The sequence below is a fragment of the Streptococcus sp. HMSC074B11 genome (assembly GCF_001808705.1).
Classification (GTDB): Bacteria; Bacillota; Bacilli; order Lactobacillales; family Streptococcaceae; genus Streptococcus.
Genome location: NZ_KV794309.1, coordinates 96,902 through 111,814, shown reverse-complemented (window position 1 = coordinate 111,814; position 14,913 = coordinate 96,902). Strand labels below are relative to the sequence as shown.

The 14,913-nt window shown below is 39.6% G+C and carries 17 protein-coding genes; 1 reads left to right on the top strand and 16 read right to left on the bottom strand.

Annotated elements, in window-relative coordinates; translation table 11 throughout:
• Positions 1-56: 56 nt before the first annotated feature.
• The 11 genes from HMPREF2619_RS09940 to HMPREF2619_RS09895 form a co-directional block, all read right to left on the bottom strand.
• A complete protein-coding gene (locus HMPREF2619_RS09940) occupies positions 57-935 on the bottom strand; it encodes a F0F1 ATP synthase subunit gamma (RefSeq protein ID WP_070461030.1) in 879 nt (292 codons plus the stop codon).
• 15 nt (positions 936-950) lie between these two features.
• Complete coding sequence (atpA, locus tag HMPREF2619_RS09935) at positions 951-2,456, bottom strand: F0F1 ATP synthase subunit alpha (protein WP_070461029.1); 1,506 nt, start codon at positions 2,454-2,456, stop codon at positions 951-953.
• Positions 2,457-2,470: 14 nt separating this feature from the next.
• Entirely contained in the window at positions 2,471-3,007 is a 537-nt protein-coding gene (locus tag HMPREF2619_RS09930) for a F0F1 ATP synthase subunit delta (protein ID WP_060955847.1), read from the bottom strand.
• The gene (atpF, locus tag HMPREF2619_RS09925; RefSeq protein WP_070461027.1) at positions 3,007-3,501 is read right to left on the bottom strand and encodes a F0F1 ATP synthase subunit B; all 495 of its coding nucleotides are present in this window, start codon (positions 3,499-3,501) and stop codon (positions 3,007-3,009) included. The genes HMPREF2619_RS09930 and atpF overlap by 1 nt, the downstream gene beginning before the upstream one ends.
• A gap of 18 nt (positions 3,502-3,519) precedes the next feature.
• Complete coding sequence (gene atpB / locus HMPREF2619_RS09920) at positions 3,520-4,236, bottom strand: F0F1 ATP synthase subunit A (RefSeq protein WP_070461024.1); 717 nt, start codon at positions 4,234-4,236, stop codon at positions 3,520-3,522.
• A 32-nt stretch (positions 4,237-4,268) separates the two neighbouring features.
• Positions 4,269-4,469, bottom strand: a complete 201-nt coding sequence (locus HMPREF2619_RS09915) for a F0F1 ATP synthase subunit C (RefSeq protein ID WP_001054551.1) — start codon at positions 4,467-4,469, stop codon at positions 4,269-4,271.
• A 229-nt stretch (positions 4,470-4,698) separates the two neighbouring features.
• Entirely contained in the window at positions 4,699-5,010 is a 312-nt protein-coding gene (locus HMPREF2619_RS11045) for a CHY zinc finger protein (protein ID WP_083279654.1), read from the bottom strand.
• Between the two features lie 13 nt (positions 5,011-5,023).
• On the bottom strand, positions 5,024-6,310 hold the full coding sequence (locus HMPREF2619_RS09910; protein WP_070461022.1) for a peptidase U32 family protein: 1,287 nt from the start codon (positions 6,308-6,310) through the stop codon (positions 5,024-5,026).
• Positions 6,311-6,435: 125 nt separating this feature from the next.
• Positions 6,436-8,655: a ComEC/Rec2 family competence protein gene (locus tag HMPREF2619_RS09905; protein WP_070461021.1), complete on the bottom strand. Its 2,220-nt coding sequence runs from the start codon at positions 8,653-8,655 to the stop codon at positions 6,436-6,438.
• Positions 8,639-9,280, bottom strand: coding sequence for a helix-hairpin-helix domain-containing protein (locus HMPREF2619_RS09900; RefSeq protein ID WP_070461019.1), 642 nt, complete (start codon positions 9,278-9,280; stop codon positions 8,639-8,641). The genes HMPREF2619_RS09905 and HMPREF2619_RS09900 overlap by 17 nt, the downstream gene beginning before the upstream one ends.
• 66 nt (positions 9,281-9,346) lie before the next feature.
• Entirely contained in the window at positions 9,347-9,916 is a 570-nt protein-coding gene (locus HMPREF2619_RS09895; RefSeq protein ID WP_070461017.1) for a GNAT family N-acetyltransferase, read from the bottom strand.
• 168 nt (positions 9,917-10,084) lie between these two features.
• On the opposite strand from HMPREF2619_RS09895, the gene ald reads away from it, so the two are divergent.
• A complete protein-coding gene (gene ald / locus HMPREF2619_RS09890) occupies positions 10,085-11,197 on the top strand; it encodes an alanine dehydrogenase (RefSeq protein ID WP_070461016.1) in 1,113 nt (370 codons plus the stop codon).
• Positions 11,198-11,255: 58 nt separating this feature from the next.
• On the opposite strand, the gene HMPREF2619_RS09885 is transcribed toward ald, so the two are convergent.
• The 5 genes from HMPREF2619_RS09885 to pyrH all read right to left on the bottom strand — a co-directional run bounded on the left by HMPREF2619_RS09885 (position 11,256) and on the right by pyrH (position 14,837).
• Positions 11,256-12,242 (bottom strand): PhoH family protein, encoded by a 987-nt coding sequence (locus HMPREF2619_RS09885; protein ID WP_049529477.1) that lies wholly within the window; start codon positions 12,240-12,242, stop codon positions 11,256-11,258.
• A 154-nt stretch (positions 12,243-12,396) separates the two neighbouring features.
• Positions 12,397-12,612, bottom strand: a complete 216-nt coding sequence (locus tag HMPREF2619_RS09880; RefSeq protein ID WP_001232087.1) for a YozE family protein — start codon at positions 12,610-12,612, stop codon at positions 12,397-12,399.
• Positions 12,613-12,620: 8 nt separating this feature from the next.
• Complete coding sequence (cvfB, locus tag HMPREF2619_RS09875; protein WP_070461014.1) at positions 12,621-13,475, bottom strand: RNA-binding virulence regulatory protein CvfB; 855 nt, start codon at positions 13,473-13,475, stop codon at positions 12,621-12,623.
• A 60-nt stretch (positions 13,476-13,535) separates the two neighbouring features.
• The gene (frr, locus tag HMPREF2619_RS09870; protein ID WP_070461012.1) at positions 13,536-14,093 is read right to left on the bottom strand and encodes a ribosome recycling factor; all 558 of its coding nucleotides are present in this window, start codon (positions 14,091-14,093) and stop codon (positions 13,536-13,538) included.
• Positions 14,094-14,102: 9 nt separating this feature from the next.
• On the bottom strand, positions 14,103-14,837 hold the full coding sequence (pyrH, locus tag HMPREF2619_RS09865; RefSeq protein WP_000433488.1) for a UMP kinase: 735 nt from the start codon (positions 14,835-14,837) through the stop codon (positions 14,103-14,105).
• Between the last annotated feature and the right edge of the window lie 76 nt (positions 14,838-14,913).

Sequence of the window (14,913 nt, the reverse complement as noted above, 5' to 3'; positions counted from 1 at the left end):
TTGCTCTTTGATTTTCATTGAGTATAAGTTCATTTTCATACGAGCTGGACTAGAGCCTATTCTAAAGCACTAGCTCCTGCCACAATTTCTGTGATTTCTTGTGTAATCGCCGCCTGTCTGGCACGGTTATACTGGATTGTCAAATCATTAATCACTTTTTTGGCATTATCAGTCGCTGTTTGCATGGCTGTCATACCAGCAGCATTTTCAGCTGTCTTGGCATCAATAATAGCACCATAAATCATACTTTCTGCAAACTGTGGCAGCAATTGATCCAAGATTTCTTCACGACTTGTTTCAAGCTCAAATGTCAAGCTATAGTTATCATCTGCTTCATTTGGATCCAAGTCCACGATTGGAAGCATCTGTTCTACACGCATTTGACTTGTCAATGTATTCACGTGGTGGTTGTAGCAAACGTAAAGCTCATCAAAAAGTTCATTTTGATACATTTCAATCGTTTTAGAGATAATCTTACGAACTTCATCAAAGCTCGGTTGACTCGCAAGTCCACGCAATTCATAGATTGGTTGAATACCGCGTGATTTGAAGAAATCTGCTCCCATACCACCAATACAGATGACCTCAAAGTCATCACCTGAAGGATGGTATTCTTGCTGAATTTCCATGACTGCTTTCAAGATGGAAGAATTATATCCTCCAACAAGACCACGGTCAGATGTAATGACGATATAGCCTGTTTTTTTGACCGGGCGGCTAATCAACATTGGATTTGTTGATCCGCCGGCACCATCTCCGTGAAGGATATCTGTAACCAACTTACGCACTTTTTGTGCATAAACTTGGAAGTTACGAGCTGCTTCTTCAGAACGACCTAACTTAGCTGCAGAAACCATCTGCATCGCGTTAGTGATTTGACTAGTATTTTTTGTTGAGGCGATTTTTGTTTTAATATCATTTAGAGATACTGCCATCTGACACCTCTATTCTTATTGGAAGCTTGATTGATTGAGAAACTCAGTAATCGCAGCATCCAAGACTGCTTCATCTGGCAAGTCTTTTGTTTCACGAATGGTTTCCAAAATCTCAGGATGTTGAGCATCAAAGAACATATGGAACTCTTCTTCGAAACGAACGATATCGTCTACAGGAATTGTATCCAAGAAACCATGGGTCAAAGCATAGAGAATAGTAACTTGTTTCTCAACAGGTAATGGTTTGTGAACTGGTTGTTTCAATACTTCTACAGTACGACGACCACGGTTCAATTTAGCCTGAGTAGCTGCATCCAAGTCAGAACCAAATTTAGTGAAGGCTTCCAGCTCACGGTATGAAGCGAGGTCAATACGGAGTGTACCAGCAACTTTCTTCATGGCCTTAATCTGTGCAGAACCACCAACACGAGATACAGAAGAACCTGCATCAATAGCCGGACGGATACCAGCATTAAAGAGACTATCGCTTAAGAAGATTTGTCCATCTGTAATAGAGATTACGTTTGTAGCGATATAGGCTGAGATATCTCCTGCTTGTGTTTCGATAAATGGAAGAGCTGTGATAGATCCACCACCTAGTTCATCAGAAACTTTAGCAGAACGCTCAAGTAGACGACTGTGAAGGTAGAAGACATCCCCTGGGAAGGCTTCACGACCGGGTGGACGACGGAGCAAGAGAGAAAGTTCACGATAAGCTACCGCTTGTTTAGATAAGTCATCATAAACGATCAAGACATGTTTACCTTGGTACATAAATTCTTCGGCCATAGCAACTCCTGCATAAGGTGCAAGGAAAAGCAATGGTGAAGGTTGTGAAGCTGAAGCTGTCACAACGATTGTGTAATCCAAAGCTCCGTACTGGCGAAGTGTTTCTACTTGTGTACGAACTGTTGATTCTTTTTGACCAATCGCAACATAGATACAAATCATATCTTGACCTTTTTGGTTCAAGATAGCATCAATAGCGATGGTTGTTTTCCCTGTTTGACGGTCACCGATAATCAACTCACGTTGACCACGTCCGATTGGAACAAGGGCATCAATAGCTTTCAAACCAGTTTGCAATGGTTCTGATACTGATTTACGTTGCATTACCCCAGGTGCTTGTGCTTCAACTGGACGAGTCTTGTTTGTGTCGATTGGACCAAGCCCATCTACTGGGCGACCAAGTGGATCCACGACACGTCCAATCAAGCTATCACCAACTGGAACTTCCATGATTTTTCCTGTACGACGAATGGTGTCGCCTTCACGGATATCTGTAAAGTCTCCAAGAATGATAATACCAACGTCTGTTGATTCTAAGTTTTGCGCCATACCATAAGAGCCGTTTTCAAAAATCAACAACTCACCGCTCATGGCATTTTCAAGGCCATGAGCACGCGCAATTCCATCACCGATGTAGGTTACAACACCAGTTTCAGTCACATCAAAATTAGGTTTGAAATTTTCAATTTGTTGCTTAATTAAAGCGCTGATTTCTTGTGCGTTAATTGCCAAAAGAACACCACTTTCTATTTCAAATTTTCCTTAACAACTTTAAGTTGTTGTTTAATACTAACATTAATTGTCTTGTGATTGGCGATAATGACAAAACCACCGATTAAACTATCGTCGATTTCTTCTTTAATGCTACGCACTTTTAAAGACATCTTTTTCTCTATAATAGGAAGTAGACGTTCTTTCTGTTCATCGGTTAGAGGATGAGCAGACATAATCGTTACTTCAAAACGATTCGTTTCTTTCTCAAGACGGTTTAAACAATCTACAATCACATCATAAAAAAGATTTGATCGATGATTGTACAACAGAACTTGAATAAAGTTTTGTAATAATGGCGATGCAGAGTCTTGGAAATAACTGACTGTTTTTTCCTTGTCAGACTCATCAACATCTACCTGAGTCAAAAAAGAAGGCAAGTCTGTTTCTTCAGCGACTTGCTTAATTTGAGTCAAGTCTGAAAAGATACGGTCTTCTTCTCCTTTTTCAATCACCAATTGGACAAAAGGCATGCTGTATTTTTCAATTACCTTTACTGTCTTTTTGTCCATTAAGCTTCTCCTAGCTGATCGATATACTGATCAATGAGTTCTTTATGGGCATGACCGTCAAGGTTTTGTGAGATGATTTTTCCAGCTAAACTAACTGTCAAATCTGCTACCTCACCTTTAACGCTTTGTAAAGCCTCAGCTTTGTTTTGCGCAATTTCTTGGTTGGCTTTTTCTTTTAAGCGGCCTGCTTCAAGTTTAGCTTCGGCTAAAATATCGGCTCTACTTTTCTCTGCAGTTTCCTTTGCATTCTCGATAATCGTTTTAGCTTCGGTACGGCTACCCGCTAACTCAGCTTCACGTTTGTTAGCCAGTTCCTCAGCCTTTTTACGGGCTTCCTCGGCACCATCAATATCTGAAGAAATCTTTTCAGCACGTTCATCTAAGATGCTGGAAATATTTCCCCAAGCATATTTTTTCACTAAAAAGATCAATAAAAGGAAGGAACCAGCGATAAGAATAAAGTCACCGATAATGGTACTAATAGTTAAATCCATCTTCTAATCCTCCTCTACTTACTCTTCCCCTTCATTTATTTTTTTACCAATGTACATAGATGACAACATGGTAAATACATAAGCCTGGATACATGAAATGAAAATTGAGAAGGCTGTCCATAACATGTTTGCGATAAAGGCAAAAGGATACCAATACAAAGCATTTTGTGACAAGGCTAATAGCAATCCAGCTAAGACCTCACCGGCAAAAATATTTCCGTAGATCCGAATCGCCAAGGAAGCAAAATTGGTGAACTCTTCTAAAATGTTCATCGGAGTCATGAAGCCAGGTGTAACAAATGCACTCAAATATTCTTTAACACCTCTACGACGAACTCCTTCTACATGGGCGATTAAAGTGATCAATAATGAGAGGGATAAATCGTATCCAAGGTTGGCTGTTGGGGAAGTCCACAAGTTATAACCGTTTGTTGTTTGTACTTTTGCCATTAAGCCAATATTGTTGGCAACCAAAATAAACAAGAAAAGAGAAAATAGAAACAAGGAATAGTCCTTGATGTATGAATCTCCAATGTTTGGTTTTGCAAAACTAATCACAAAGTCATAAATCATCTCAAGAGCATTTTGTTTGCCCTTTGGACGGATGGTCATTTTACGACTTGCCCAATAGACAAAGGCAAAAACCATCAAAACAGTTACAAGAGACATGGCAAGCAGGGTCAAATCAAAGGATATTGGTCCAATATTAACGGTTGGATTCAAACTTTCTTCCATGGTTTGACACCTCCATTTCTAAATAGAGTTGTCTATTTAATGACAAATGACATCGCTAGGGTTACAAAGAATGTTCCTTCGATAAAGGCAATCCCCATGATCATCAAACTACGCAATTGAGGAATGATATCTGGTTGGCGTGCTGCAGATTTGAACAAACCGTTCATCAAAAATCCTTCTGCAAGAGATACACCCATACAGGCAAGACATAGACCGAAAAATGTTAAATTCATGACGAATTCTCCTTTTTTAAATTAAATTTACTTCCCTAGTTTAGTCCTAAAATTTGCTTTTGTCAACTTTTTACTAGCATTGAAAGCGTTTCTAATCATTTATTTCTATTTTTACGATTTTCAAGACATCTATATAGAAAATTTTAATGTCTTTTCAGATTATTTTCCTTATCTTTCCTATTTTTCTGAAAAGAAAAATCCAAGTTTCAAAACCTGGATTTACAATTACTTATTTGAAATAATACGAGTGATGACTTTGGCAAGTTGGATTAAAGAGTGCTACACAATAAGGACAGCTCCCCTTTTCTCTATACTCCTCATAAGTTAGGGTGTTCTTACAGGAACCACATAAGATAGGTTTATCCTGTCTTAGATATAAAGGATAAGGAGAAAATGTGTGCTTCTCTAGTACATTGTGACACTGATAACAGGCATAGTATTTTTTACACTGATAACACTGGAGCGCTACGATATCTTTGTCACTATGGTAATGAACACATCTGCTTTCATCATCTACTAGTAAACCCTGAGCTTGAACCATGATTTTTCCTTATCTAGGCACGAACTGTGACGCTTGTTCCATCTTCTTTGTAAAGATTAATCAAACCTTCTTTCAAAGCACGGACCATATCACCAGCTTGTACTGGTTGAGGAACCTTGATGGTTAAAAGTTCCATTGGATTTGGGGCGCGATCAATTTTATTACCTTTAGCATCATGAAGGTCTTCGATATAAGTTTCAAAATGGCGGAAACCTGGGCCATAAAACTCAACTTGGTCACCTTCGTTGATAACGTTACGTTGGCGAATAGTTGCTGTTTGCGTCGCAGCATCATAAGCTACTACTTCAGCAACAAACTTGTATTCTGGAATCTTACGACGAGCTCCGAAAAGTTGCTCATTTTCAGATGGTGTTCCGTAGTAGAAACCTGTAGCCAACTCACGTTGGGCAACCTTCCACATTTCATCAATCAAGTCTTGTTTGATAGCTTCAAACTTTTCAGGGCTCTCAAGGTAAGCATCAACGGCAGCTTTATAGCAGTTTGTCACAGTTGAAACATAGTGGATGGACTTCATACGGCCTTCAATCTTCAAACTATCCACACCATTTTCAATCATATCTGGAATATGGTCAATCATCGACATATCAACAGCTGACATTGAAAATTCTTCAGGAATTTCTCCCTTGAGACTCTTACGCTCTTTACCAAATGGCATATCGTAAAGGTCATATTTCCAACGGCAAGATTGTGAACATCCACCACGGTTGGCATCACGCATACTCATATGGTTAGAGAGCGTACAACGACCAGAGTAGGAAATACACATAGCTCCATGTACGAAGGCTTCAATCTCAACATCTGTACGTTTGCGAATTTCTGCCAATTCTTCCATAGAAACCTCACGCGCCAAAACAACGCGAGTCAATCCAAGTTCTTTCCAGAATTCAAGAGTTTCATAGTTGGTCGCACTAGCTTGTGTTGAAAGGTGGATTTCAAGTCCTGGTGCTTCTGTTGCTGCAATCATGATTAAGGCTGGATCAGACACGATAACCGCTGCAATCCCAATATCACGCAACTTACGGAACCATTCGCCGGCCCCTTCTTCGTTTCCTTCGTGCATAACCATATTGGCAGCCACATATACCTTAGCTCCATACTTAGCCGCGAACTGTACTCCTTCTTCCATTTGTTCGAAAGTGAAGTTACCAGCACGGCTACGTAAACCATAGGCCTGACCACCGATAAAGACAGCGTCTGCTCCGTATTGAACAGCTACTTTTAGTTTTTCTAGTGTTCCTGCAGGTGATAGAACCTCAGGACGTTTCAAAGTTTTTGTCATTTTTTCTCCTATTTGCAATATAAAAGTTTGACACCAATCTTAACTATTTTATAGTAAACAGGGTTCAAAATCAAGCCTTGAATGATTGTTTAGACAATTTTAATTTTTAGTTTTCTATGAAAACGTTATTGAACTGTTTCAACATTCCAAGTAGTCCATCCCTTAAAGCGAATAGCGCCCTTTTTGTCAGTTTTTAATACCAAATTCTCAAGTTCTTTATCTTCTTGCTTATTCTCCCCATTTTTAACTTTAAATGATTTTTTCTTGTCTATTGAAATAACAGTGATTTTAGGGTGTACAGTTTTGAAGATTTCGATATCTGTTTTTTTATTTGATACTTGCTGATGAGTTATCACTACATCTGCTTGCAGCCTTGGATAATAGCTCGTTAAAAACTTCTCCTCTATATTTCCAGTAACTAGAAAGGTTTGGTTTAGTAACTTTCCATACATTGTAATTGAATCATTTTTATCCTTATTTTGAGTTGCGATTACTTCCAAACTACTTCCAAAAATAGGTAACTGCTGTCCAGTTTTGATGACAACTACCTTGACTTTGCTTTCCTTCAGCTTATCCATAAATTCTCTCTTAGATAAAGTTTCTTCAGTTACTAGAATCTCTCCAAGATCTAAGGCTTTACTGATTTCTAACACATGATCTAACTGCTTAGTATCACTAGTCGTTAGAACCAGCTGATCAATCTTTGCCACTCCTCTACTTTTCAGATAGGGAATTAAACTCCGTTTGGCAACGCTCGTGGTGACTTTCTCCTGCCAGGCTTCTTTCTTTTCAACTTCAGACTTCTCTCCGACATCCAGTAGAATGGTCTTGCCTGTCAGATCTCTTAGGAAAATGCTTCGCCCCTGCTCCATATCTAAGACCGTTAGTTCATTTTCCAGTGGATGTTTGGTAACTAAAAAGAACGAGATGGCAACTATGCCAAGCATAGATATTTTTTTCAAATTCTTTCTATAATCATAAATCAGCGCCAAAGAAATTAAAAGAAATACCAGAACCCAAAGACTCGGTTGACCAAAAACAAAGGGCCTATTAGATAGCTGAGATACATAGCGTATGATGTTTTCTAGCCATTCAAAGAGAAAGTTAAACTGGGTAATAGGATAGATGCATGACAGACAAAAGAGAATCGACAAGAGTGGTAACAAGACCATGTCAAATAAGAATGAAAAAACAAAAGTCAAGAGGATAGACCACGGTTGAAATTCTGAAAAATAGAATGATAAGATTGGCAAGATTCCCAAGGAAATAATGAAACTCTCTCTGGCAATAGCTTTTATGCCTTGACCTTCTTTACTTGTCATAGTTAGGATAAAGGCATAGGCACAGGAGAGCACTCCACCAGCAGTTAGGAAGAAATTCGGCATGATAAGAAATAGAATAAGAATCGTTAAAGCAAAATTATCCAATGACTTGAAGCCATGCTGAGCCAAGATCTTTTGTAAAAGACTTCTAATCACAGAGGCTGAAAATCCTGTCAAACCTGCATAAAACAAAGAAAATGGATAAGCTAGCCATTTGAACTTCTCTTGTGTCAAGCCCAATCGCAAGAGTGACTTTTTAAAAGCATTCATGAAAAATCCGACCTGCATTCCTGACAATGCAAATAGGTGAATAATTCCGAGGCTAGAATAGAGTTCATTCATTTCCTCAAAGTCTGTGTCCAAGTGCCCTAATAACAGACCTGTCATGTAGTTGCGCATGGGGTCGGGAAAGTTCCTTTTTATCCAGACAACTGCTTTTCTCCGTAAGCTTGATAGATTTTCTCCTATATCCCAACTGCTCGTGGCTTGCATATCTGAAATTTTCGAAATGGTCAAGGTTTGATAAATCCCTTGACTTTTTAGATAATTACGATAATCAAAACCAGCAAAATTTCTTGCCCCTTGAGGGCTAGCTAATTTCCCTTCTAAAGTAATTTCATAAATATCCGTTAGTTGTTGAAAGTCTTCTTTTTCTGCTTCTGATTGAAGTTTATAATAGACCTGAAAGAGTCTACCGTCAGCCTTTCCACGAAAAGAAAGACTATCCCCATTTACCTTGATGGTATCAGGTAAGATTCGGACCGTATCAACCGAGTCAACGAGATGTTTACTAGCTTCTTCTTGCTGCCATTTTTGAAATGCAAACCAACTCCCAAAAAGTCCACAAATCAAGAGGACCTTGGTCACAGTTTTCCATGGAAATTGGAAAAAGAGGCAGACCAGTAAAAAGACAAAGCCCAAAAGTGCTAATACACTTGCTGAAAAGATTGCATAGTAAAGCCATAGCAAAAGAAAACTGAGATAGATTTTTGGAATTGGAAAGCGACTAATCCACTGTGACATATTCTTTTAGCTTTTCTATCGTTTTTGCACCAATACCTGACACTTTCTTGAGCTCATCTACTGACTTAAATTTACCGTTGGAATCACGATGGTCAATAATGTCTTGAGCACGTTTAGCACCTAAGCCTTTAACTTGTTTCAGTTCCTCTAAACTAGCTTTATTGAGATTGACTTTCTTATTTTCCTTGCTGTTGGAAGTACTTGATGGCATTTCTTGACTAGTAGCTTCTTCCTTAGTCGGAACATAGACAAGTGCTTCATCACTAATTCTTTGGGCAAGATTGATAGACTTGCTATCAGCATTATCTGTCAATCCACCAGCTTTTTGAACAGCATCATTGATACGACTTCCAACTGGCAAGTCATAGATTCCAGGTGATTTGACAGCACCTTTGACATCGACAGTAATTAGATCTTGCTCGACCGCTTCTTCTTTATGATTTCCATCTTCCTTTTCATCCGTCGAATCCTTTGGAACAGCTGCAACTTCAGTCTGTACCTTTGTTTCCTTAGCAGGTGCTTGAGCGACTGGCTTTAGGAGGAAAAATCCGCCTAAGACCAAGCCCAAACCAGCACAGATAACAATGATTTTATATTCTTTGATTTTCTCAATAAGTTCTTCCATATTTTCTCCTCTCTTATCTTATTCGTAAGGCAAAGAAAAAAACAGCTGAAAAATCATTTCAACTGCTTACTTATTTGCAAAAAAATCTTCCTTGGTTAAGACATAATGGACATCTGTTACGATTCTTCCAGGTTCGTTTTTATCTATTCTAGCATAAGGTTCTTCGTGAGAAAAGCGCATACCTGATTTCTCCATGACCTTTCCTGACGCAGGATTATCTTTATCGTGAAGAGCGGTCAACTTATTCATTCCAATCTTTTCAAAAGCTAGTTCAATCACGGCACGATTGGCTTCTGTCGTCAATCCTTGGTTCCAATGTTTTTGATTGATAATGTAACCAATAGCTGCCTTCTTAAGAACAGTATCCATCTTGTGCAGGTCAATAGTTCCGATAAACTCTCCACTACTTTTTAATTCAATACCCCAACGCCCCAAGGGATTAGCTAGATAAAATTGAGCAATATTATTCTTGGTTTCCTCTAAACTTTGATTGGTTGGAAAAGTATAGCGTGTATTTTCTTTATTTGAAGCATACTCAAACATAGCTTCTGCATCATCAAGTGTTACAGGTCTAAGCACTAAGCGTTCTGTTTCGATAATTTGATGCTTAGCTAGTTTGATAAATAGTGATTCCATGATCACACCTCCGAAAATAGGTTGCTAAAAGAATAACATAAAAGAAATAGGTTTACAAGTTTTTCTTGCAATTTAAAACGGTTTCATATACAATAAAGTCATCACAAAAACTCTGACGAATGATGTGATACATAAATTGAAACAGCTTAATAGAAAGTGAGTTATCCTATGTTAATTGGAATTCCAAAGGAAATTAAAAATAATGAAAATCGTGTTGCTTTGACACCTGCTGGTGTACAGAGTCTTGTTGGTCGTGGCCACCGAGTCCTCATCGAAACAAATGCTGGACTTGGTTCTGGTTTTGCTGATGCTGACTATGAAAAGCAAGGAGCTGAAATTGTCGCAACTGCTGCTGAAGCCTGGGCTGCAGAATTAGTGGTCAAAGTAAAAGAACCCCTTGCTAGTGAATATCAATTCTTGCGTGACGATTTACTTCTCTTCACCTACTTGCACATGGCAGCTGCTCCAGAATTGGCTGATGCTATGCTTGCAGCTAAAACAACGGGTGTTGCTTATGAGACAGTCCATGATACTCAAGGACAACTCCCTCTATTGGTTCCAATGAGTGAAGTTGCTGGTCGTATGGCAGTCCAAATCGGAGCCCACTTCTTGACGAAACAAGCTGGTGGTTCAGGAGTTCTACTCGGTGGTGTCCCTGGTGTTCCAAAAGGAAAAGTAACCATCATCGGTGGTGGTGTTGTTGGTACACACGCAGCTCGCATCGCTCTTGGTTTGGGAGCTCAAGTAACCATTCTTGATATCAGTGCTAAACGCCTCTCTGTCCTAGAAGATGTCTTTGGTCACCAAATCCAAACTTTGATGTCTAACCCATTTAATATCGAAGCAAGTGTGCGTGAAGCAGACGTTGTTATCGGTGCTGTCTTGATTCCTGGTGCCAAAGCTCCAAAATTGGTGACAGATGAAATGGTACAACAAATGCGTCCTGGTTCTGTCATCGTAGACGTTGCTGTAGACCAAGGTGGTGTTATTGCAACAGCTGACCGTGTGACAACCCATGATGAGCCTGTCTATGAAAAACACGGTGTTCTTCACTATGCCGTTGCTAACATTCCTGGAGCAGTTGCTCGCACATCTACGATCGCCCTTACAAATGTTACTCTTCCATATATCGAAGCCTTGGCAGGAAAAGGATTTAAGAAAGCAATCCTTGAAGATGCTGGTTTGCTTGAAGGTGTAACAACTTATCAAGGTCAACTCACAAGTCAACCAGTTGCTGAAGGTTTAGAACGTGACTTCACTTCAATCAGTGAACTTGTCTAAAATGATTTATAAATTAATACTACAAAAAAAAGAGCAGCTTTTCAACTGCTCTTTTTTACTATTCTGTTTCCTCTTGATTTTCTTCAGCTTTGACAGGTCGAGGTTCATAGGCTCTGATAATCTGAGCAACGACTGGATGGCGAACCACATCCTTGGCTGAGAAGTGTACAAAGTCGATCTGGTGAATGTTCTTAAGTTTTTCTTGGGCATCAATCAAACCTGACTTAACATTACGGGGTAGGTCAATCTGGCTAATATCCCCATTGACAATCATTTTTGAATTGAATCCAAGACGTGTCAAGAACATCTTCATCTGCATGATAGTTGTATTTTGGGCTTCATCCAATATAACAAAGGCATCATCCAAGGTACGTCCACGCATATAGGCCAAAGGTGCAATCTCAATAATTTCACGTTCCATGAGACGGGTTGTTTGATCCTTCCCAAGTATCTGGTACAAGGCATCATAAACTGGACGAAGATAAGGATCAACCTTTTCCTTGAGATCTCCTGGAAGAAATCCTAGGCTCTCTCCTGCTTCTACTGCTGGACGTGTCAGTATGATTCGCTTGACTTGTCCACGCTTGAGGGCTGTTACGGCCAAAGTCACTGCTAAGAAGGTCTTACCTGTTCCTGCCGGCCCAATACCAAAGGTCACATCGTGTTGCTTGACACTATCCACATAAAGCTTTTGACCCAGGGTTTTAACACGGATGGGCTTACCTGTATTATCCTTGATAATCTCTTCTTCATAGAGGGCGACAAACTTATCGATTTCATTATTCTTAACCATTGTAATGGCTGTCACCACATCCGGAGTTCCAACAGTCATTCCACGATTGACCAAGACCATCAAGGCTTGGATAACTTGGCGGGCTTCCTCACAAGCCGACTCCTCCCCCAAGACTTGTACAATCTCTGTACGAGCATGGATGATGACATCTAACTCATCCTCCATCAAACGAAGATGGCGCTCATTAGAACCAAAAAGATGAAACAAATCATCTGGATGACTAAGCTGAATGTCTATTGAATGTTCCTTCAAACAAAGAACCTCTCTAACTCTTTTAATTCTATAAAATGTTTCGTTTGCTTTTAGTAGTTAAAAAGTCGATTAGAAGCTAGTAAAAGTTAAACTGAATGACTATATTATAGCAAAGAGGCCGAGAAATTACTATCCCAAACCTCATCTAGTAGACTTAATGTTCTAAATATTCCTGCCAGATACGATCGAAGTCTCCCATATTAAAGGAAAAGCTAGCATGTTCCTCTAAAAAACGACTCACTTGATCGAAATCATCTGTATGCTTCGGAAAAGCGGATTCCTCAAAGGCAAGATCCGCTAAAATTGCCTTGGGACTATTGCTTTTAGGGTTGCGCTCGGTCATCAGCCAAGTATAAAATGATTTTCTCATAAGCCTCCCTAAATTAATTCAGTACCAAACTGGTCTTGTTTAATTTTTCCAGCTTTCATTAAACCACCGAGTGCTTTTTTAAACTGACCTTTCGAGATACCAAAAGTTGCTTTAATGTCATCTGGTGAAGATTTGTCATTTAAGGTCATAAATCCACCATTACTTTCCAAGTAAGTCAAGATCATCTGCGCATCGTTCTCCAACATCTCAAAAGAGCGAGGTTTAAGTGAAAGATTAAGTGTGCGGTCCACCTCACGGAAGCCAATAACACGTACATCTAACACTTGCCCCAAACGAGGTTCTGCGTAACGCTCGCTAGGATGGATAAAACCAAGCATGTTATTTTCTGGTAGGTAAACAAAAGTTCCTGATAGCTTAAGACGGTAAACAATGGCTGGCCAATTTTGATTCTGCATGTTATTGTAGGCAGGACGTGCCAATCGTTGGAAATCTTCCTGATAAGCTAAGATTCCCCAGATACGGTCCTTCTTATCCACTTCTAGACGAATATAAAGTCGATCACCTTTCTTTGGCCAGAGTTCTTTAAGTTCAGGGAGAATATCTAGTGACACAACGATTTCCTTGTCTGGTAATCCTGTATCAACAAAAACCCCAAGGTCCTTACGAACCTCTGTTACGGTTCCCCAACCAAATTGGTCCTGAGTTGCAGTGACCTCTAGAGTTGTCAAACGTAGTTTTTGCTTCATGTCTGTGTAAGCAAAACCTTTGACCGTATCACCAACTGTATGCTGACCTTCTTCTTTAGCTAGGGCATATGTTTGACCATCCTTTTGAACAAAGTAAAAACGGTCATTTTCATCGATGATGAGTCCAACGATAAAACTTGCAAGATTTGTATTCATATTTCCTTCTTTCGAATAAAACTCAGCCAGCAATGCCAACTGAGTTTTTCTGTTTATTTCTTAGACTTCCAAGATTTCTTTTTCTTTGTTGGCAGTCATTTCGTCGATGTGTTTAACAGCATCGTCTGTTGCTTTTTGAATATCTTTTTCAAGACTCTTCAATTCGTCTTCAGTGATTTCTTTTGCTTTTTCTTGTTTCTTAGCCTCGTCCATAGCATCACGACGGATATTACGGATAGCAACTTTAGCATTTTCACCGACTTTTTTCACTTCTTTAGCAAGGTCGCGACGAGTTTCTTCTGTAAGAGCTGGGATTACCAAGCGAATAACAGAGCCATCGTTAGCTGGTGTAATACCTAGGTCTGAAGCATTCAAAGCACGTTCGATATCTTTCAAAGATGATTTGTCAAATGGTGTTACCAACAAGACACGCGCTTCTGGGATTGTGATAGAAGCAATTTGGTTAAGTGGTGTTTCAACACCATAGTACTCAACGTGGATGCGGTCAAGCAAGCTAGCGTTAGCACGGCCAGCACGAATACTTCCAAACTCACGAGCAAGTGAGTGGTGAGATTGGGTCATTCTCTCTTTTGCTTTTTCTACGATTGCGTTTGCCATAATGATTTCTTATTCCTTTTCTTCGATATTATTTGAAACTGTAGTTCCGATATTTTCACCAAATACAACACGTTTAATATTTCCTGGTTGGTTCATGTTAAAAACTACCAAGTCAATATCATTGTCCATTGAAAGTGTTGAAGCTGTTGAGTCCATGATACGGAGACCTTTATTGATCACGTCACGGTGAGTCAACTCTTCAAATTTAACAGCTGTCTTATCCTTTTTAGGATCAGCATTGTAGACACCATCAACCCCATTCTTAGCCATCAAGATAGCGTCCGCTTCAATCTCAGCTGCACGAAGAGCCGCTGTTGTATCTGTTGAGAAGTATGGTGAACCAATTCCCGCACCAAAGATAACAATGCGTCCTTTTTCAAGATGACGAAGGGCACGACCACGAACGTAAGGTTCTGCTACTTGTTGCATAGCAATGGCTGTTTGAACACGTGTATCCACACCAACTTGTTGCAATGAATCTGCCATCACAAGAGCATTCATAACGGTTCCAAGCATTCCTGTATAGTCTGCTTGTACACGATCCATTCCAGCTTCTGCTGCAGGTTCTCCACGCCAGAGATTTCCTCCACCAATAACGAGGGCAATCTCAATACCTAAGTTATGTACTTCTTGAATTTCTTGAGCCATTGCTTGAACAGTTTTGATGTCAATTCCGACACCACGTTCGCCAGCAAGGGCCTCACCTGATAACTTAATCAAAATACGTTTATATTTGGGTTCCACCTGACTTCGCTCCTTTATTTTATTCAAACTATTTTATCACATTTTTTGAGAATTTTATAGTCTCATGAGTTATTCT